Origin of the sequence: Diaminobutyricibacter sp. McL0608 (assembly GCF_039613825.1) — a bacterium.
Classification (GTDB): Bacteria; Actinomycetota; Actinomycetes; order Actinomycetales; family Microbacteriaceae; genus Diaminobutyricibacter.
In genome coordinates this window covers 3947948-3966861 of the sequence record NZ_CP154826.1, presented here as the reverse complement: position 1 = coordinate 3966861, position 18914 = coordinate 3947948, and the positions used below count along the sequence as shown (strand labels likewise).

Below are 18914 nucleotides of genomic sequence, written 5' to 3'. Positions count from 1 at the left end.
CTGTGGCAAACAGATGTCCGCGCGCTATTTCGTAGAGAAGGCAGCATCGAACGCGGCGGCGGGTGGCGTGATCGCGTTCAGCTTGCGCACGAAAGCGATGGCTTCCGGAGCGCCCTGAAGCCGATCCATCCCGGCGTCCTCCCACTCCACCGAGGTCGGCCCGGTGTAGCCGATGGCGTTGAGCGCCCGGAACAGCGGCTCCCAGGGAACCTGCCCGTGCGCGGTGGACACGAACGTCCAGCCGCGGCGCGGGTTCGCCCACGGAAGGTGCGATCCGAGGACGCCGTTGCGGCCGTCGAGGTTCGTGATCGACTCCTTGACGTGCACGTGGAAGATGTGGTCGGCGAAGTCGAGCACGAACGCCACCGGGTCCAGCTGCTGCCACATGAAGTGCGACGGATCGAAGTTGATACCGAAGCTCTTCCGATGGCCGATCGCCTCGAGTGTCGCCTTCGCGGTCCAGTAGTCGTAGGCGATCTCCGAGGGATGCACTTCCAGGGCGAAACGTACGCCGACCTCTTCGAACACATCCAGGATGGGATGCCACCGGTCGGCAAAATCCTGGTATCCCGCGGCGATCCACTCGTCGGACGCCGGCGGGAACATCGCGACAGCCTTCCAGATCGACGACCCCGTGAAACCGGTCACCGTCTTCACATCGAGCTTCGCCGCCATCCGGGCGGTCATCTTCAGTTCCTCGGCGGCACGCCGACGCACCCCCTCAGGATCGCCGTCGCCCCACACCCGGTCGTTCAGGATGTCGCGATGCCGTTCGTCGATCGGGTCGTCGCATACCGCCTGGCCGGCGAGGTGGTTCGAGATCGTCCACACCTTCAGTCCGTTACGTTCCAGGATGTCGCGCCGCGACTGCACATACTCGTCGTCGTCCCACCGTGAAACATCGATGTGATCGCCCCAGCACGCGATCTCGAGGCCGTCGTAACCCCACTCACCGGCGAGCCGGGCCACCTCCTCGAACGGCAGATCGGCCCACTGGCCGGTGAACAGTGTGATCGGACGGGTCATCAGGAACTCCTTCTCTAGGAAACTACTCACACCTGAGCGTGGACGCCGGTGCGGACCCACGCGGAATCCTTCGCCGCGCTCTCCTCGACGGCAGCAAGCACCCGCTGAACGCTCAGCCCTTCGGCGAACGTCGGATGCGGCTCCGTGCCGTCGACGAGTGTGCCGACGAGGTCGACGACCTGGTGGACGAACCCGTGTTCGTAGCCGAGCATGTGTCCTGCCGGCCACCATGCGCCGACATACGGATGCTGCGCCTCGGTCACGAGGATCTTCCTGAACCCCTGACGATCGGCAGGCTCTCTGCGGTCGTAGAACTGCAGGCTGTTGAGGTCTTCGAGATCGAAAGCGAGTGCTCCCTGGTCTCCCGACACTTCGATCGTCAGCGCGTTCTTGCGTCCGGTCGCGAATCGCGTGGCCTCGAATGAGACCAGTGCTCCTCCGGCGAGCCGGCCTGTGAAGATGGCGGTGTCGTCGACCGTCACCTCTCCATACCCTTCCGCAGCGACGCCCGACAGGCCCGCACCGGATCCGAGCAGTGGACGCTGCTTGACGATCGTCTCGATCGTGCCGGAGACGGCCTCGACCTCCTGGCCGGTCACGAACTGGGTCATGTCGATGATGTGGGCGCCGATGTCACCGAGCGCCCCCGACCCCGCGTGCTCCTTCTGCAGCCGCCAGGCGAGCGGCGCGTTCGGATCGACCAGCCAGTCCTGACGGTAGGCCGCGCGGACCTGCTGCACTCTTCCCACGGCGCCTTGCGCGATCAGATCCCGCAGGAAGGTCACCGCCGGCACGCGCCGATAGGTGAATCCGACCATCGCTCTGACACCGTGCTCTGCAGCTCGATCGGCGGCGGCCGCCATCGCCTCGGCCTCCGCCACCGTGTTGGCGAGCGGCTTCTCGCACAGCACGTGCTTGCCGGCATCCAGTGCTGCGATGGCGATCTCTGCATGCGAGTCCCCAGGCGTCACGATGTCGACGATGTCGATGTCATCCCGCTCGATCACCGACCGCCAGTCCGTCGCCGACTCGGTCCAGCCCCAGTGCGCGGCGGCCTGCGCCACGGCATCCGCGTTGCGCCCGACCAGCACCGCCATCTCGACTCCGAGCGGAAGGTCGAAGACAGCGGGCGCCTGCCGCCATCCGACTGAGTGCGCGGCTCCCATGAACCCGTAGCCGATCATCGCGACCCGCAGAGGGCGACCGTCGACTCGCTCCGTCATGCCAGCACCACCTCGCGCTCGACGGGCACGCGGTTGGTCACATACCGCCCGGGGCCGCCATCGGTGCCCGGCACGATCTGCATATAGAGGAGTCGCATGGTGAGCACGACCTCCACCGTGAGCTTCTCGCCCTCCGCCGGCGCGTGGCCGAGCGGGATGATGATCTCGGGCCGATCCGCGACGAACCAGAGGGTCTCCGATTGCCCGGGGAGTTCTTCGACACGATAGCTGCGTCCGTTGAGCTCGAACCGCAGGTCGTCGCGCGGGACCGCGACGCCGTTGACGGAGGCGTCGACGCCGTCTACCGCCGAAAGCCACAGGCTCCGATACCAGGGCAGTTGGACCGAGACGGCGATTCCGTCGGCGGTGCGACGGACATCCTTCTCAGCGAAGAGCGAGTTGTGCGTTGCCATGATCCATCTCCTACTTGAACGTGTCGACGAAGGTTTCGTGCGGCAGCGGAGGCTCCGGTTCGAGCTTCTGCACTGTCGTCGGGCTGTAGGGGTGGTTCTCGCTCGGCACCGGTTCGTCGGCCTTCGGCATGAAGACGGGTTTGCCGTCGTCGCCGAAGTACATGAGGTCGAGGTCGAACGCGCCCTGGTTCTTCTGGCCGAAGCTGACCCAGTTCTCTTCGAAGGGCGCCCTGGCGAGTTCGTAGCAGCGGAACTTCCAGATCTTCCATTCGCCGTCCTGGCGCAGGAAGTCGATGGCGTATTTGCACCACACCCAGTGCGCCCACACTTTCTTGCCGAGCACCTCGTCCGGCGAGTACATGTCGGGAAACGCCTCGGCGACGGCCGGGTCGGTGAGACCGGACTCGGTGCCCGCCATCAGCCATACTCCCTTTGCGGTCTCGCCGTCCGCTGCGACTTCGACCACCGGGGTGGTCGTCGCGTGGAGGATGAGCTTTCCCTCGGGAGCCGGGCGTCCCTGGTGGTAGCGGATGACGCTGTCGTAGTCGGTGTACTGGCCCGCGTTCGTATAGCGGGCGCGGATCCCGTCCGTCCCGCGCTTCACCCAGAGCGGAATGATGCGCTCGTCCTGGAAGGCGTTGTGCAGGTACATGTAACGGTTGAACAGGTTCTCGATCTCACCGCGGTCGGCGGCGCGACGGGCGAGCCGCTGCGTAGCGGCGACCTCGTCGCGCAGGCGCGCGACCTCGGCGAGGAGGTCCTGGACGGATGTGTCGGTGACGGTCTCTGACATCGATCTGTCTCCTGTGATCAGGCCGGGACGCCGGCGACGGCATCTTCGATGGTGCGCCGGATGAGCGCGTGCTGCTTCTTGACGAGGTCGATCGGGTCCGCTTCGCCGAGATCGGAGAACGCGTGGCCCTCCCACTCGCTGGAGAGATACCCCGTGTAGCCGCCTGTGACGAACTGCCGCACGATTCGAGGGATGTCCATGGCCGGCTCCTCGCCGTCCGCTCCGATGTCGTAGAACTTCGAGTGCACGTGGAAGATCTGCGGCATGATGTCCAGCCATTCCTCCGGTGGAACCAGCCCGTGCATGTTGAATGCGAGTCGCGTGAACGGGCCGAAGCGCGTCGGGTCCACACCCTCGCCCCTGAGATAGTCCTCGAATTTCTGGTTGCGCACGTGCATGGGCGTGGGCTCGTGCCAGATCTCATCCATGACGGGGAAGTGCTTTTCCTCGAGGCCCATCTTCGCCAGCTGCGAGAGCAGTGTCGGAGAGAGGCTGTGCATGGTCGACGAGAAGTCGGCGGTGAAGCCGAGGCGGTCGCTGCCGAGCTCGTCATAGAGCTCTCGGATGCCGAGCACCGTCGGATCGTTCGGCCCCTGGGGTGCGTGGATCTCGTAGCCGAGCCGCTGATCGTATTTCTCGGCGAGCGGCAGGAGACTGCGCAGCAGCTCCCTGCCCGCGGAGCGGATGACCACCCGCTTGAAGCCGAGGGTGTGCGCCGTCTTCAGCTGACGCGCGAGGAAGTCGTGCTCTTCGTCGGGGGTCATATCGCGGTCTTTGCGCCGGCCCATGTCGAGGTTGGTGCCGACGGCGCTCGGCTCGAGCTCGTATTTCTCCATCGAGTCGAACCAGAGCTTCACGAACTCGTCATCGACGTCGGGGTAAGTGCGCAGCAGTTGCGCGATGTTGAACTCGACGCCGGGTCCGATCCCGTTCTCGGCAACCGCCGCGATCAGGGTTTCGGGCGTGTAGAGGCCGGCCGCGAACTCGCTGGTCATCGAATAGAGGGTCGTGCCGAGCTTGATGCCGGTGCCGGCGATGCCGTCGTCGCTCATGCGCTCGCTCCTTCCGTTTTCGGCAGCCACTGAGTGAGCTGCGCCTGTGCCTCTGCGGCGTTGGTGACCATGCGGCTTCCCGCATCCTGGGCGGCCGAGCGCTGCACGGCCTGCTCGTCGCGGATGATCTCGAACGGCGACTGCCAGTGGTTCCAGTGCCAGCCTTCGTATTCGCTGGAGATCGCGCCGTTGTAGCCGTTCCGCACGAGCAGTGCGATCAGGTCGCGTACGGGAACGGACGGTTCCTCGTGGTTCTCGTCGATGCCGAAGAACTTGCCATGCACGTGTTTGATCCACGGCATGATCTCGAGCCAGTCGTCGACCCGTGCGGGGCCGAAGAGACCGGTGCCGTTGATTGCGAAGTCGATCCCGAGGTCGGGGCGACCGTTCTGGGCGGCGAGACCGATGAACCGGCCGAAGCGCTGTCCGTGGTCGGCCTGGTCGGCGGGCGGCCCTGCCTGATAGAACTCGTTCCACAGTTCGACGACTTTGCCGAGCAACTCCTCCGAGGCGCCGCGACGGCGGTAGGCCTCGAGGAGCGACGGCGCGAAGCCGATCGTGGTGGCTCCCCAGTCGGCCGTGAACCCGAGGAAGGGCGATCCCACCTCTTCGTAGCGGTCGCGCAGGGCGAGGATGCGTGGATGCGACGCGTACTGGTCAGCGTGCACCTCGAGTGCGAGGGTCACCCCGTACCGTTCGGCGATCGGAGCCAGTGCGGCCATCGAATCGGGGGTCAGCGAGATCTGCACGCGGGCGATCGGGAACCCGAGCTTCGCCGCCGCCTCGATCTGCCTCCGCATGTATTCGATGAGTTCGTCCTGGTTGAGCATCCGGTCACGATGGATACCGATGTCGGCGTTGATCGCGAGGGAGGTCTGAACGAGCCCGACCTCGGACACGAGGTCGCGGAACCAGCCGGCGAAGGAGTCTTCGATGACCGGGAAGCCGCGGAAGCTGGAGAAGCCGATGACCTCCAGCCCGGGTCCGTAGCCGTCTGCGGCGACCTTGCGAATGAGACCCTCGAGGTCGTACTCGCGGCCGTGGAACGCTCGCGTGAAGCTGTACAGCGTCACGCCCTGGATAGGAGTGCCGAGGCTCATGCCGTCACCGCTTTCATGTTCTTCGAGTCGTGCTCCTCGATGTGGAGCACCTCGTCGTCGCCGATGACGATGTAGGGGATGTAGAGCGTCAGATCGACCGAGACCTCATGCTCGGCGTCGTCCGCAGCGATCGGGACGTCACCCGAGAGCACCGCCGAGTCGAGCGGGAACCACCATTCGTCGGTGTCGTCGCGCATCTCGGCGAAGGTGCGGACCTGTCCGTTCAGCTCCCAGCGCAGTGAGTCCGCTGGTGCGGCGATTCCATCGATCGCGAGCGCGGCGTCCGCGATGCACGACGCCGGGAGTGCCCGGTACCAGGGGATGCGCACTTCGACCGCCGCACGCCGGCCGTCGGTTCTGAGCGTTCCTTGCTCGATGATGCGATCGGGGATCACAGCTCCTCCTTGACTACTTTGTCTTTGTTTCTACACTCTAATGTCGGATTTAGACATAAGCAAGAGCTCATGGCTTCACAAGTCCGTGCGCGATGCGACGCGCGCCCTTCACCGCGAGTCCGACCGAGGTCACGGTCGGGTTGCACGCGGTCGCGGTCGGGATCACTCCATTGCCCGCGACGAAGACGCCGGGCGCAGCCCAGACTTCGCTGTCGGGGTTGCAGACGCTACGACCGTCATCCGTCTCCCCCATCCGGACGCTGCCCTGGTAGTGGAGTGAAGCGCCGAGCGGCATGGTGAACGGCCGGTCGCCGATGGGGTCACCCACTGCCCGGGCCAGCTCGACGATCTCGGACTGCGCTCGCTCGATCACTGCGTGATCCCGCTCGGTGAGCCGATAGTGGATGCGCATGGCCGGCATCCCGTACCAGTCCAGTTCGTCGTCGCTGAACTCGACCCGGTCGTCCCACTGCAGGTCCTTCGCGCAGAACAGCCCGAGGCCCACGATGGAACCAGGCACCGCCGGGTCGTCGTCAGCGAGCGGAATCGGCGAGGCATCCAGCTGCATGACCTGTCCGTGGAAGGGCATGTCGTCGGTGAACGGCACCCAGCTGACGCCGCTCTGCTCACTGATCGGTCCGTCGATCACCTGGTCGGTGCCGAAGTCGCCGCCCGGTGCGGCGGCCCTGACGGGTGCAGCATCCCGGATGCGGGTGGCGAAGACGACCTGCGACTGATCGTTGAGCATGCGCCCGAGGGCGGAGGACGGATTCCGGATGCCCACAGCACCTGCGGGGTCCGCAGCGCGTCCGCGGCCACGACGACGAAACGCGCCCGAACGGTGTGCACTTCGCCGGTCCGGCGGTCACGCACCTCGACGCCCGCCGCACGACCGTCGTCGAGCAGGACGCGCGACACCAGCGATTCGTCGTACAGGGTGAAGTTCGAGTTGCTGCGCGTTGCGTCGCCGAAGACGACGTCCGATCCTGACCAGGCGAGCCGCCCATCGCTGCGGCGGTGGACGGCGAGCGGCATCCGCTGCACACGCCGCTCAGGGTCGCGATCATCATCGACTGCGGCGCCGAGCCGTTCGCGCACGAGCGCCGTGAACGGCGCTCCGTCGAACGCGTCTGTCGTGACGCCGAGGAGCCGGTCACCCTCGTCGAGCAACTCGTCGAGGTCGGGGAGGAATGCGATCCGCTCGCTGTCGCCGGGCCTCGGGCAGGCGCCGGTCCAGTGCGCACCCATTCCGCCGACGTTGCTCGAGAAGGCGACGACGGGCATCCCGTCTTCGTCCGGCTCCTGGAAGCCGGCCTCGAGCAGATACGTTCCCGGCCGCGCGCGGCGCAGGCCGGCCGTCACCGCGCCGGGCGAGTTCACGGTCGCAGCACCCGCGCCCGGTCCCTCCGATCGTTCCTGGGCGTCGGCGCGCTCGGCCGCATCCTCGATGTTCTTCACATGCGCGCCCGGAGGGTCCGAGACGGTCGGCCCGACCTCGAACATCGCGACGATCGCATCCGGCACTTCCTCGGAAAGAATCCGCGCATACGCGGCGCCCGTCGGACCGCTTCCCACGATCGCGACGTCGACGGAGTCGGGATACCTGCTCACGCCGTCGCCGCCAGGTCGCGGATCAGGGCGACGGACGCCGACGACTCCTGCGTCGGGTAGTACTCGAGACCGATGGGGCCGTCATAGCCGGATCCGCGCAGGATGCCCAGCGCGCTCGGCCAGTCGATCGAGCCCGAGCCGGGTTCGCCACGTCCCGGGGCGTCCGCGATCTGAACGTACTTGACGAGCTCCCCGGCGCCGGCCAGCTCGACAGCCGGGTCCTCGCCTTCCACTGTCGAGTGGTACAGGTCGTACAGGATGCCGAAGAACGGGGAGTCGACACCGCGCGTGACATAAGCGGACTCGGCGGTGCGGTCGAGCAGTGAACCGGGGTGGTCGACACGAACGTTCACCGCTTCGAGAACGAGGGTGATGCCCGAGCCCTCGATCTGCGCGATCGCCTTGCGATAGATCTCGGCGAGCTCGTCGAGCTGGGTCTGGCGTTTGCTGCCCCCGAACCCGGTGCCGCTCCCGACCACGATGCGCGTGCAGGCGAGTTCGTGGGCGATATCGACGCCCTCATCGAGCTTGCGGTAGAACTCCGAGTGGTCCCGCGGCGGGATCATGAACTGGGTGCGCGGCTCGGAGAGCTGGGCGGTCAGAGTCGTTCCGGTCTCCTCGAGCGCCGCCTTGAGAGCGGGGATGTCCTTGGGCTTCGCGGGTGCGTCCACGCCGGTCGGACCCCACATCTCGACGGCGGTGAAGCCCGCCGCAGCCGCTGCCCGTACGCGGTCGTGGTAGTCCCCTGCCTCGGTGAAGAGCAGTTCGATGTTGGGGGCGAGTTGATACATGTCGTCTCTCGTTTCGGATCGTGGCGTTTCAGAACATCGGATGGTCGTGGGCAGGGTTCTCCGGGACGGCCTGGAGGACGTCCCAGTGTTCGACGAGCTTTCCGTCGTCGAAGCGGTAGATGTCGGCGACAGCGGCGTCCGGCCGACCAGTGCTCGAAGCCCTGACGTGCACCATCGCGAGGTCGCCGTCGACGAGGATCCGCTGGATCTCGAACCGCGCATCGGGGTTGCCGCCGAATTTCGGCGTCAGCGCCTCGACCGCGGCCGCAGGCCCGTCGGCGAGCGTCGGGTTGTGCTGGATGTAGTCGTCCGAGACGAGGTAGGCGAACGCATCCGCGACTCTCTTCTGCGTATAGAAGAGGTCGCAGAACTGTTCGAATGCGGCGCGATTCCCGGTCATTCCGACGCTCCTTGCACCAGCGGCGCGATCGTCACCGGGCCGAGCAGGCCGGTCGGATCCTGCTGGGCGAAAGCGGAGAAGAAGTCGGGCTGTGCCTTGGCGAGTGTGTTCGTGACCTCGATCTCGATCGTGTTGCGCGCGGCAAGGATGCCGTCAGGCACGTCGAACACATACGGGGGCGCGATGCGCGTGCCGAGATCGACGCCGTTGAGGCGCACCGTCGCGAGCTCGAAAACCTCGCCGAGGTCGAGGACGTGTCGGTCTCCGACGCTCTCGAAATCGAAGTCGGTCGTGTAGCGCGCGGTACCGCTGAATCGCGGAAGAAGGTCGGGGTCGCTCAGCGGACGAAGTTCGTCGAGCTCCTGCCAGTCGGTGAACGCGGGATACTCCAGCGCTGAGGCGATCGTGATCGACCACGTGGACGCGAGCTCTTCGCCGGTGCCGCGCACGACTGCGGGGAGGACCGCGATCCCATCCCACGCAGACCGCCGGCCGACGATCAGCAGCGCGGTGCCGCCCGGGCCGAGTTCGATGTCGACGATCGTGGAATCCGGACCGTTCCCGCTCGGCACGGCCGTCAGTGTTCCAGTGAAGGCGTCCAGTGCGATCGCCTGTCCGCGACGGGGGATCGTCGCAGAGATGCGCACGGCGTCGCGTACGGACTCGTTCACGAGCATGACGACATCCGCCTCGCCCTGGTCGATACGGAGCACCCGGAGCGACGAGGCCGGCCGGTCCAGCCTCACGGCACGCTGGGTCATCCCGCTGACGGCCGCGACCAGCCCCCGCTGTCGAACCGCCCGGAACCGCGTTCGGAGCGCGGTCGGGTCGGCGCCTGCGACTTCGGGCACCTCATCGACGAAGACCACCGGAACGCCGGCATCGTCGAGGCGCAGCAGCTCGCGGGCGACATGCTCGGGCAGAAAGGCACTCCCCGGCACGATCAATGCGTCGTAGGTCTCGCCTCCCACGGCGAGCGCCGAACCTGCGCTGCCCGCGCCGGAAAGTATGTCGGCAGGCAGGATGTCGGCGTCCAGCTGCGCCTCCATCAGCAGCCGCATCGGTCGCTCACTCGGCATCGCGTCGCCCAGCCATTCGGCATCCGCATGGTAGAGCACGGCGAACGGAGCGATGTGCGTTCCGCCCTGAAGCAGGTGGCTGAGACGGTTCGTGTATTCGCTGAGCAGGTGATGGTGCCGGTACTGCGGGTTGTTGCCCTGCGCGAAGAAGTGCGGCGGGCAATCCGGGTCCGGGAACGGTGCCGGCGAGAACGCGTGCGGAACGACGTGCGTCACCCCGCGCACCAGGAGGTGGTTGGTCAGCCAGGTGAAGAGGCGCAGCCCCGCATACCAGCCGTACGCTCCGATCGTCTCGCACATCGCACGGCCCTGCTTGAGCGGGTCGAGATGCGCGGCGGATGAGGCGAGCTTGGCCAGTCCGAAGTGGAAGAACTCGCCGTCTGCGGCGCCCGACACGTTGCCGAACGGGCCGCGCGAGAAGCCTGGGATCACCTGTCCGCCGATGATGTCGATCCCGGCCATGTCCTGCCCGGCCATCGCCCGGAAGTAGTGCCCGACGCCGGGGCCGAGATGCGCGTGAGCGCCGTTGTCCTCGATGACGTGCCCGATGTACTCGACACCATGGGCGCGGCACCAGTCACCGAGCCGCCGGCTGAAGTTGTCGGAGTACAGGCGCGTCACGACATCCATGAACGCGTAACGGATCTCACGTTCCCGACCGCCGGCCGGCCACCACAGTTGCGGCAGAAGGGATGCAGCATCCGTGCCGAGCTTCTCCGACAACGCAGCTGCGACGTCGTCGTTCCAGGGCAGCGGCACGGGCTTGCCGAGTTGTGAGCCGAAGTCGAACGTGTCCGGGTCGTTGTAGAGTCCGGGCTCGTCGCTGAAGAATCCCGCGATCGTGGAGCCGAACTCGTCGGCGTACCGCTCGTGGATGCGCTCGTACACGCTGTCGATGAGCAGTTGCGTCGAGGTCGCGTTGAGATAGTCGATGTGGTGAGCGTGCGGGTCACTGCCGCCGTCCGCCGTGACAGAGACGAAGAAGACCCGCCACCAGCCATCAGGGATGTCCCAATACAGCACTCCATCCACGATGCGGTCGGTGAGGTCGACCGGTTCGCCGGTCAGTTCGTCAGAGCACTCCGCCCGCGGGTACGCCAGCACGTGAAGGAGGCGACCAGGGTCCGAGGCCGCCTCGGGCCCCCAGAACTTTCGGCGATCGACGATGAGCGACCCACCACGGGCGGGTCCGACCACATCGGCGTGTCTCTCGGTGAGGAAGTGCCGCTGCACATCGGGTGCCGCCGCTTCTACGGCACCGCCCGCGTGGCCGGTAGGGAACGTGTCATCGTCGAAGAACCAGACCTTCATGTTCCGTCGTCGGGCGATCTCGAGTACAGCGTCGACGTCGCGCCACCACCCGTCGCCGAGGAACTCCGGGTGCGGTCGCGCCTCGAGGATGACGGCGCCGATTCCCGCGTCGCCGATGCGCTCCATCTCCTCGCGCACGACCTCGGTGGGTCCGCCCTTCTGCCAGAAGAGCGGCATGATCGAGTTCGGCACGACCCCGTCGGTGACGTCGCGCAGCCGTTCGAGAGTCATGTGCCGTCAGCCCTTGAGTCCGCCCGCGTACCCCTGGATGAACTTCTTCTGCGCGAAGGCGTAGAAGGCGAGGATCGGGATCATCGAGACGATGACGACTGCGAAGATCAGGTTCCACTGCGAGACGAGCGATCCGACGTAGCTGTACATCACGACCGGGAGCGTCTGGTACGCCGTGCCGTTGAGGAAGATCAGGGCCGTGAAGAAGTCGTTCCAGACGATGAGACCGGCCAGGATGGCGACGGTGCCGGTCGCGGGCGACATCAGGGGGAAGACGACCCGCCAGAACACCTGGTACCGGTTGGCGCCGTCGATGACGGCGGCCTCCTCGTATTCCTGGCTGAGATTCCGGAAGAAGTTCGCGTACAGGAACACCGACAGCGGCAGCAGCATCCCGGTGTAGATGAGCACCATGCCCCACGGGTTGCCGACCAGGCCCACTGTGCGCGCACCGATGTACAGCGGCAGCGTGCCGAGCTGGGTGGGCAGGAGGATCGCTACGAGAAAGAGGTAGTAGGCCCGGCGGCTCCACCGGCTCGTCGACCGGGCGATGCCGTAGGCGGCGATCGAGCCGAGCACCACGAGCAGGACGATGCTGCCGACCGTGATGGTTACGCTGGAGGCCAGTCCTGCCCAGATATTGCCTGACGATGACGAGGCGGGCGAGAGCAACGTGACGAAGGCGTCGAGCGTCGGATGCGATGGCGGGGCGACCGCGGAAGAGCTCAGCACTTCCGGGAGTGACTTGAGTGAGCCCATCAGCAGGATCCAGAACGGCAGCAGCAGGATGGCGGCCGCCAGGATCGTGATGATCTCGACCGTCAGCGTCTTCTTCGTATAGCGGAACACGGCTCATGCCTCCTGGCCGGAGCGGCTGCGGGTCGCCCACTGTTGTGCGATGGAGAAGATCAGGATCAGCAGGCTGAGCAGGAGAGCGAGGGCGGCACCGAAACCGAACTCCTGGTACGTGAACGCTGTCTGGTAGACCTCGAGCGCCAGTGTCTGGGTCGCTCCGGCGGGACCGCCGCCGGTGAGCGCGACGACCTGGTCGAACACGCGCAGCCCCTGGATCAGCGTCAGCGTCGTGGCGATCGCGACCGAGGGATTGATCATCGGCAGAACGACATACCGGAACCGGCGGAAGGTGCTGGCCCCGTCGAGTGCTGCGGCCTCTTCCATCTCGACGGGCACAGTGGCAAGGCCCGCGAGGTAGATGACCATGACGAAGCCGATGTTCTGCCACACCATCACGATCAGCACGCACCAGATCGCCAGGCTGGGGCTGGCCAGCCAATTCTGCTTGGGGAGCCCGATGCCGGTCATCATGCCGTTCAGCGGACCGTTGTAATCGAAGATGAACTTCCAGATGTACGAGACCGCGATCGGGGCGACCACGACCGGCATGAACACCAGCGTGCGCAGAACGTAGCGGGACTTCAGGCCGCGGTTCAGCGCCAGGGCGAAGAGCAGACCGAACACGTTGGTGAGGATCAGGAATCCAACGGCGAGGAACAACGTGTTCCACAACGACCCGACGAGTTCCGGGGTCTTGAAGATCTTGACGAAATTCTGAAAGCCGACGAAGTCGAAGGGTCCAAGGCCCGACCAGTTAGTGAATGCGAAGAACCCGCCCGCAATCGTGGTGACATAGATCACGATCACCATCAGTACGAGTGCGGGAAGTGCCCACCACCAGCTGCCGAGTCGCACATGGTACGACTTCTTGCGGGGGTCGCGACGCGGAGCCCGTGCGGGCCCGCTGCTTCCTGCGGTGGTGTGCGCTTCGGTCTGCATCGTCATCGATTCGTCCCTTTCGCCGAAGATCGGTGGCCGGTACCGTCATGGTCCGGCCACCGAATCACCGGATCAACCCCAGTCGGTGTCCATCTGCTCAAGCACCTGCTTGGTCGTCATCTGGCCGGTCAGGATGCCCTGCACTCCGTTGCCGAGGTCGGTGTATATCTTGGCGTTCGGCCATGCTGTCGGCGCATACCCGCGGGTGTCGTTCGACGAGATCATGTCCTTGATCGACTCGTACTGCGGCAGGAGCGTCGAGGTCCGGCCGGCGTTCACCGGGATCGTGCCTGTCGCGGTCGAGTACGTCTGCTGGCCCGCATCCGAGACGATGTACTTCAGGAAGTTCTCGGCGAGCTTCGGACTCTTCGTCTTAGCGCTGGCGGCAACGCTCTGGTCGGCGCTCAGTGACAGGTAGGTCTTCGTGCCGCTGGGAGCCGCGACAGGCAGCGCAATGAGCTTGACGTGTCCACCCGCCGCCTGCATGATCTGCTGCGCCGCGGCGCTCGGAGCGAAGAAGCCGAGGATCTTCCCCGAGGACGCGCCGTTGGTCAGCGCATCGAACCCGGCGCTTGTCGCGCCGTCCTGGAAGCATCCGGCGTCGTACATCTTCTTGATCGAGTCGAGTGCCGTCGTCCAGCCTTTGGTGCCGGCGAAGGTGGTCTTGTTGTCAGCGCGGTCCTTGTTCCAGTTCTTATTCGGGCCGTACACGGTCGACGTGGCGAGCGCCACCGCGAGGATGCCGTTGTTCTGGTACGTGGATCCGGCGAGTCCGTAGACCGTCTTGCCCTTGGCACGAGCGGCACCGCACTGCGCGATGATGTCGTCGAGGCTGGTCGACGCATCGATGTTCACACCGATGGACTTGGCCAGGTCGTCGTTGTAGATGACACCGTTCGACTGCGTTCCGAGCGGCACACCGTAGATCTTGCCGTTGTAGGTCCACAGATCCTTCTGATCCGAGGGAAGCGCCCGCTTGATCGCCGCGTCGTTGAGTTCGAGTAGTTGACCGGCCTTCGCGAACGGGATGATCGAGTCGGCCTGTCCGGTGCCGCCTTCTGCATAGAACGTGTCGGGTGCGTTACCACCCTGCACCCGGGTGGCGATCGCCGTCGCGTAACTCTGGGTGGGCAGGTTGAGGGGCGTCACCGTGACGCCCTTGTTCTCTTTTTCGAACCCGTCGACCAGGTTGACGTAGGCCGCCTTGTCCTGGTCGTTCGTCGCACCGAATGCGAAAGTGATCGTCTGGGGTTCCTTCGCAGACGACGTTCCCGAGCTCGAACACCCCGCGAGGAGAAGTCCGGCAGCGGCGGGAATTGCGAGCCATGCAAGCCGAGTCCGTCGGCTCCTGTGTGATTGCTTCATGGGAAAGACCTCTTCTGGGACTTCATTGTCGATGAGGGTGGCGACTAGGGCGTCGGCCCTCGGGTGGGCAAGATCGAGTCAATCAGCACTAAAGCATGTAAACAAAGGACCTTTTGCTTATCTCGCACATAAGCTCGATCGATACGCTTTCGATCCCTCAGCCGGGAGCACGCCCGAAAGCGGCGTGGATATAGTGAATCCGCAGGGCGTCTTGTAGGAAGGATCACAACGAAGTGACCGATTATCCGCTGCTGTCTCGTCTGGATCTCAACCTCCTGGTTGCGCTCGACGCCCTCCTCACGGAGCGCAGTGTCACGCGGGCTGCTGAGCAGCTGCGATTGAGCCAGCCGGCCCTCAGCGCATCCCTTTCCCGTCTCCGCATCCATTTCGGGGACCCGATCCTCGCGCGGCGCGGGAACACGTACGAACTGACGCCCCTGGCCCTGCGCCTGGCCGACCATACGACAACCGCCCTCGAAGCCGCCCGGCGGGTGTTCGAGAGTCAGGCCACCTGGGACCCCGCCGAATCGGTGCGCGAGTTCTCGATCTTCGGCTCCGACTATGGATTCACGACCATCGGGCGCGTCGCTTCCGAGCTGGCCGCAGAGCGTGCGCCGGGCGTCCACTTCCGGTTCATGCTGCACAACCCGACGGTCGTGGAGGACGCCGCCAACCGTCTGCGTTCGGTCGACGGAATGGTGATCCCCCACGGCTTTCTCACCGAGTTGCCGTATGTCGATCTGTGGCAGGACGACTGGGTCGCGATCGTCGCCGAATCCAATGAGTCGGTGGGAGATTCCCTGTCCCGCGAGGAATTGTCGAGCCTGCCCTGGGTCATGAACTACCAGTCGCGGTCCGCGTTCACCTCAGCCGAACGGCAGGTGCAGCAGCTGGGAATCGAGCCGAACGTCGAGGTCGTCGTCGAGAGCTTCCTCGCCATCCCTCATTTCATCGCGGGAACCCGCCGCGTCGGCATCATCCACTCTGCTCTCGTGCCGATCGCAATGCGAGCCGCCGGCGTCCGCGTCGTCGGCCTCCCGTTCGCGCCGACCCCGATCACCAACGCGCTCTGGTGGCATCCCGTCCACAGCCACGACCCCGAGCACTCCTGGATGCGTTCGCTGTTCGAGGAGGCCGGCCGCGTGGTCGCCGAGGGCAAGCACATCTGAGGCGAGTCCGGGCTGCCCCATTCGGTCATGCCGGTCACTGCACCCGCAGAAGACGAATTCGCGCGGCGCCGACGCGGTGGGTTGGCAACACGGTGAGACGCTCGTCGCCATTGAGCACACGACCGTCGATGACCTCTCCGTCCTGAATGACGAGTTCCTCTACCGAGTCGACCTCGACCAGGGTGCCTTCGACGAAGAAATCCAGTTTGAGACCCTGCCCGATCACAATGAGCTCGTTCTCGTCAGTGGCGACAACGAGACCGAACGGACGCCTTTCCCCTGGTTGAGTAACGGGCTCGTGAGGAATGGTCTCGTTCGGTACGTCGACGTCAAGCGTCGGAGCGTCAACCCCCACGTCAAGGAGCATCTGTTGAAACAACTTCAGCATTCCACGAGCATGGATCTCCAGGTCGCCGAACCCGATCTTCACGACTTCTTCGTCTGCCTCGATCACGACGGCGGCCACGCGATCGGCAATCTGGGCCGAAGCGATCTCGCCTTCCAGCGCTGTCAGGTAGGCCAAGGTAGCGGCGACCTGGCCCTCAGGGTTGAGCGCATCGAGACCGAAGGCCGACCAGCCGATCGCACGGTGTGTCCCGAGCGCGCGAACCAACTCCCCAGCGCGAGGCCGGGATTCCGGCACGAAGAACGGGTCGAGTCCTGTCGAATAGGCCGCCATGGCAGCTGCCGAATCGTCGACGTAGATGTCCGGTCCCAGAAAGGCAAGAGACGGAGCAACGGCCCGCCACACGTCGAGCACGCGTTCGCCCGGACCGCCACTTGGCCATTGTCCCGGTTCAGATTGTCCGGGCTGCGGCCCAAGCCACGCGTTCGCGAACATGGGAACGTTCTTGACTGCCTGACCACGCTCGGCCAGGCGCTGTACGTAGGTCGCGAATCCCCACGCCATGAAGATCTCGTCTGATCGTGAATCGTCACCGAAGGTGTCAGACCAGGTGCCGATTTCTTTCCTACCGTTCTCGATCCACAGCTGCCGCACGAGTGATTCGTCACCGACGGTACGGGCGAGATCGATGAGGCTACTCGGGACCATTCCCTCTCTGGCTTCCTCTGCGATTTCGCTTCGATCGCGACTGTCGCGCAGCACCCCGCTTTCGTTCTCTACCTGAACAAGGGCTACGGTGTCGTCCTTGTCCGCTTCGACCAGGTGGCGCAGGAGACCTTCGAATGCTCTGGCATCGGCCTCGACGAGATCGGCCGAGAATACTGACAATACGGTTGCGGGCATGGCGCCTTCGTAGCTGAAGGCTGCTGTCGAGGCGCCAGCATCTATCAGAGTTCGCGGGAATCGTTCTCGATCAGCACGAACCCATCGCGGCGCGTAGGTGGAGAGCGCGTTCTTGAAAGCCCCGAACCACAGCGGGACCAGCCGGAGTCCATTCCTGCGTGCCTCATCAAGCATGCAATCCACCAGGCGGAAGTCCAACACGCCCTCAGTCGGCTCGGTCAGCGTCCACGCCACCGGTGCGAGCACAACGTTGGCGTTCAGCCGGCGCGCGTGGGCGAACGACTGGGCGATTGCCGCTGCGGACGAGCTCGACGAGTTGTGGACCTGACCGCCGAGAAGCAGGGCTGGTACTCCGTCGAAACGCAGAATTCGATCACCCGATTCAGCGAGGGTCCAACGACTCGGCACAGATTGATTCATGTTCTCAAACTCCTCAGACGGTCTGCGCGGCCCGCATGCTCGCCCGGATCAGGTCGTGCTGCTTGCGCACCAGCAACAGCGGGTCGACTTCGCCGAGCTCGGCGAACGCGTGTCCCTCCCACTCGCTCGACCAGTAGCCGCGGTATCCACCCTCGACGAAGATGCGCACGAGCTCGGGATAGTCGATCGCAGGCTCTTGCCCGTTCTCGTCGATGTCGTAGAACTTGGCGTGCACGTGCAGGATCTGCGGCATGATGTCGCTCCACTCGTGCGGGTCGACGTGTCCGTGCATGTTGAATGCGAGGTGGGCGAACGACCCGAGACGACCCGGGTCGAAGCCACGGCCGTTCAGGTAGCCGATGAACTCCTCCTGGCGCGCTCGCATGGGGGCGTCCGTCGCCCAGATCCGCTGGAGCTCCTGAACCGCGTCGTCGTCGAGTCCCGCACGGCGCACCGCGCGCAGGAGCGTCGGCGACATGCTGTGCATGGTCGAGGAGAAGTCGGCGACGAAGCCGAGCAGCGGTGAGTCGAGCTCGGCATAGACATCGCGCACTTTCAGGATCTCCGGCGCGTTCGGCCCCATCGGCGCGTGGATCTCGTAGGCGAGTTTCAGCTCGAGCTCTTCGGCGACCGGCAGCAGGCGGCGCAGCAGCTCCGGCTTCGCCGACTGGATTCGCACCAGCGGGAACCCCAGCTTCTTCGCCCCCCGGAACAGCAGGTCACTGAATTCGAACTCCTCGTCGGGCGTCATGTCGCGGCCGCGCCGCAGCCCCATGTCGAGGTTGGCGCCGAACGAGCTGGCCTCGAAGCCGTGGCGATCGAATGCCGAGCGCCAGGTCGAGGCGAACTCGTCGGAGACGACCGGATACGTCGGCAGCACCTGGGACGCGACGATCTCGATGCCGGGGCCGATCCCGAGCTCCGCGACCCGGTCGAGCAGGCCATCGAAGTCGAACCAACCGGCGCGGAACTCGGCACTGGCCGAGTAGAGCGTGAGCCCCAGCTTGAAGGGATCCTCGTCACTCGTCGTCACCGGTTCGGCGCTCCCTGCGACGAACACCGGCACGGGCGCATCCCGGTTCGTCGCAGTGAGCGTCAGGCGCTGGTGCACGACATTCGGCACGTACATACCGGGGCCGCCGTCCTGGCCCGGTGCGATCTGCATGTAGGGCAGCCGCAGCTCGCCGTGCAACTCGATCTCGTGCGTCTCGCCAAGCTCGACCGGCGGGTCCCGGCGCACCACGAGAAGCGGATGTGACTGCAGGTACCACAGCACGTCGCTCTGATTCGGCAGGTCGGCGATGTCGTAGCGCACTCCGTCGAGTTCGAACGCGAGGTCGGCTTCGGGTATGTCGGCGCCGTCGATGGTCAGTCGGATCGTGGTGACCGACGACAGCCAGAGACTGCGGTACCAGGGAATGGTGAGGGCCAGCGCGAGACCTTCGGGATGGACGCGCAGGCTTGCGTCGTCGATGAGTCCGTTGGGCATGTT

General features: G+C 65.4%; 16 protein-coding genes and 1 pseudogene. 1 reads left to right on the top strand and 16 read right to left on the bottom strand.

The features are described from left to right. Positions 1-24: 24 nt before the first annotated feature. The 14 genes and pseudogenes from AAYO93_RS19030 to AAYO93_RS18960 form a co-directional block, all read right to left on the bottom strand. Entirely contained in the window at positions 25-1026 is a 1002-nt protein-coding gene (locus AAYO93_RS19030; RefSeq protein WP_345762757.1) for a sugar phosphate isomerase/epimerase family protein, read from the bottom strand. Positions 1027-1052: 26 nt separating this feature from the next. Further along, entirely contained in the window at positions 1053-2249 is a 1197-nt protein-coding gene (locus AAYO93_RS19025; protein ID WP_345762756.1) for a Gfo/Idh/MocA family protein, read from the bottom strand. Next, positions 2246-2662 (bottom strand): C-glycoside deglycosidase beta subunit domain-containing protein, encoded by a 417-nt coding sequence (locus AAYO93_RS19020; protein WP_345762755.1) that lies wholly within the window; start codon positions 2660-2662, stop codon positions 2246-2248. The genes AAYO93_RS19025 and AAYO93_RS19020 overlap by 4 nt, the downstream gene beginning before the upstream one ends. A 10-nt stretch (positions 2663-2672) precedes the next feature. Beyond that, positions 2673-3455: a nuclear transport factor 2 family protein gene (locus AAYO93_RS19015; RefSeq protein WP_345762754.1), complete on the bottom strand. Its 783-nt coding sequence runs from the start codon at positions 3453-3455 to the stop codon at positions 2673-2675. A 17-nt stretch (positions 3456-3472) separates the two neighbouring features. Beyond that, entirely contained in the window at positions 3473-4507 is a 1035-nt protein-coding gene (locus AAYO93_RS19010; RefSeq protein WP_345762753.1) for a sugar phosphate isomerase/epimerase family protein, read from the bottom strand. After that, positions 4504-5607, bottom strand: a complete 1104-nt coding sequence (locus AAYO93_RS19005) for a sugar phosphate isomerase/epimerase family protein (protein ID WP_345762752.1) — start codon at positions 5605-5607, stop codon at positions 4504-4506. Before AAYO93_RS19005 ends, AAYO93_RS19010 begins: the two co-directional genes overlap by 4 nt. Continuing rightward, entirely contained in the window at positions 5604-6002 is a 399-nt protein-coding gene (locus tag AAYO93_RS19000) for a C-glycoside deglycosidase beta subunit domain-containing protein (RefSeq protein WP_345762751.1), read from the bottom strand. The genes AAYO93_RS19005 and AAYO93_RS19000 overlap by 4 nt, the downstream gene beginning before the upstream one ends. A 67-nt stretch (positions 6003-6069) precedes the next feature. After that, positions 6070-7613: pseudogene (locus AAYO93_RS20250) on the bottom strand (GMC oxidoreductase). Next, positions 7610-8404: a TIM barrel protein gene (locus AAYO93_RS18985; protein WP_345762748.1), complete on the bottom strand. Its 795-nt coding sequence runs from the start codon at positions 8402-8404 to the stop codon at positions 7610-7612. The pseudogene AAYO93_RS20250 and the gene AAYO93_RS18985 overlap by 4 nt, the downstream one beginning before the upstream one ends. A 28-nt stretch (positions 8405-8432) precedes the next feature. Continuing rightward, positions 8433-8804: a nuclear transport factor 2 family protein gene (locus tag AAYO93_RS18980; RefSeq protein ID WP_345762747.1), complete on the bottom strand. Its 372-nt coding sequence runs from the start codon at positions 8802-8804 to the stop codon at positions 8433-8435. Continuing rightward, positions 8801-11425, bottom strand: coding sequence for a glycosylhydrolase-like jelly roll fold domain-containing protein (locus tag AAYO93_RS18975; RefSeq protein WP_345762746.1), 2625 nt, complete (start codon positions 11423-11425; stop codon positions 8801-8803). The genes AAYO93_RS18980 and AAYO93_RS18975 overlap by 4 nt, the downstream gene beginning before the upstream one ends. 6 nt (positions 11426-11431) lie before the next feature. Beyond that, positions 11432-12274, bottom strand: a complete 843-nt coding sequence (locus AAYO93_RS18970) for a carbohydrate ABC transporter permease (RefSeq protein WP_345762745.1) — start codon at positions 12272-12274, stop codon at positions 11432-11434. A gap of 3 nt (positions 12275-12277) precedes the next feature. Continuing rightward, positions 12278-13225 carry a carbohydrate ABC transporter permease gene (locus tag AAYO93_RS18965; protein ID WP_345762744.1) on the bottom strand — a complete coding sequence of 316 codons (948 nt, stop codon included), beginning with the start codon at positions 13223-13225 and terminating at the stop codon, positions 12278-12280. 66 nt (positions 13226-13291) lie between these two features. Beyond that, entirely contained in the window at positions 13292-14584 is a 1293-nt protein-coding gene (locus AAYO93_RS18960) for an ABC transporter substrate-binding protein (protein ID WP_345762743.1), read from the bottom strand. 233 nt (positions 14585-14817) lie between these two features. On the opposite strand from AAYO93_RS18960, the gene AAYO93_RS18955 reads away from it, so the two are divergent. After that, complete coding sequence (locus AAYO93_RS18955; protein ID WP_345762742.1) at positions 14818-15753, top strand: LysR family transcriptional regulator; 936 nt, start codon at positions 14818-14820, stop codon at positions 15751-15753. A 34-nt stretch (positions 15754-15787) separates the two neighbouring features. Here AAYO93_RS18955 and AAYO93_RS18950 read toward each other — a convergent pair whose 3' ends face one another. Both AAYO93_RS18950 and AAYO93_RS18945 read right to left on the bottom strand, forming a co-directional pair. Continuing rightward, positions 15788-17422, bottom strand: a complete 1635-nt coding sequence (locus AAYO93_RS18950; protein WP_345762741.1) for a DUF5597 domain-containing protein — start codon at positions 17420-17422, stop codon at positions 15788-15790. Between the two features lie 13 nt (positions 17423-17435). Continuing rightward, positions 17436-18911 carry a C-glycoside deglycosidase beta subunit domain-containing protein gene (locus AAYO93_RS18945; protein ID WP_345762740.1) on the bottom strand — a complete coding sequence of 492 codons (1476 nt, stop codon included), beginning with the start codon at positions 18909-18911 and terminating at the stop codon, positions 17436-17438. Positions 18912-18914 lie beyond the last annotated feature (3 nt).

Bases quoted from the DNA above. Each gene is read 5' to 3' on its own strand.
- AAYO93_RS19030 (WP_345762757.1), bottom strand. From the start codon at position 1,026: ATGACCCGTCCGATCACACTGTTCACCGGCCAGTGGGCCGATCTGCCG.
- AAYO93_RS19025 (WP_345762756.1), bottom strand. From the start codon at position 2,249: ATGACGGAGCGAGTCGACGGTCGCCCTCTGCGGGTCGCGATGATCGGC.
- AAYO93_RS19020 (WP_345762755.1), bottom strand. From the start codon at position 2,662: ATGGCAACGCACAACTCGCTCTTCGCTGAGAAGGATGTCCGTCGCACC.
- AAYO93_RS19015 (WP_345762754.1), bottom strand. From the start codon at position 3,455: ATGTCAGAGACCGTCACCGACACATCCGTCCAGGACCTCCTCGCCGAG.
- AAYO93_RS19010 (WP_345762753.1), bottom strand. From the start codon at position 4,507: ATGAGCGACGACGGCATCGCCGGCACCGGCATCAAGCTCGGCACGACC.
- AAYO93_RS19005 (WP_345762752.1), bottom strand. From the start codon at position 5,607: ATGAGCCTCGGCACTCCTATCCAGGGCGTGACGCTGTACAGCTTCACG.
- AAYO93_RS18985 (WP_345762748.1), bottom strand. From the start codon at position 8,404: ATGTATCAACTCGCCCCCAACATCGAACTGCTCTTCACCGAGGCAGGG.
- AAYO93_RS18980 (WP_345762747.1), bottom strand. From the start codon at position 8,804: ATGACCGGGAATCGCGCCGCATTCGAACAGTTCTGCGACCTCTTCTAT.
- AAYO93_RS18975 (WP_345762746.1), bottom strand. From the start codon at position 11,425: ATGACTCTCGAACGGCTGCGCGACGTCACCGACGGGGTCGTGCCGAAC.
- AAYO93_RS18965 (WP_345762744.1), bottom strand. From the start codon at position 13,225: ATGACGATGCAGACCGAAGCGCACACCACCGCAGGAAGCAGCGGGCCC.
- AAYO93_RS18960 (WP_345762743.1), bottom strand. From the start codon at position 14,584: ATGAAGCAATCACACAGGAGCCGACGGACTCGGCTTGCATGGCTCGCA.
- AAYO93_RS18950 (WP_345762741.1), bottom strand. From the start codon at position 17,422: ATGAATCAATCTGTGCCGAGTCGTTGGACCCTCGCTGAATCGGGTGAT.
- AAYO93_RS18945 (WP_345762740.1), bottom strand. From the start codon at position 18,911: ATGCCCAACGGACTCATCGACGACGCAAGCCTGCGCGTCCATCCCGAA.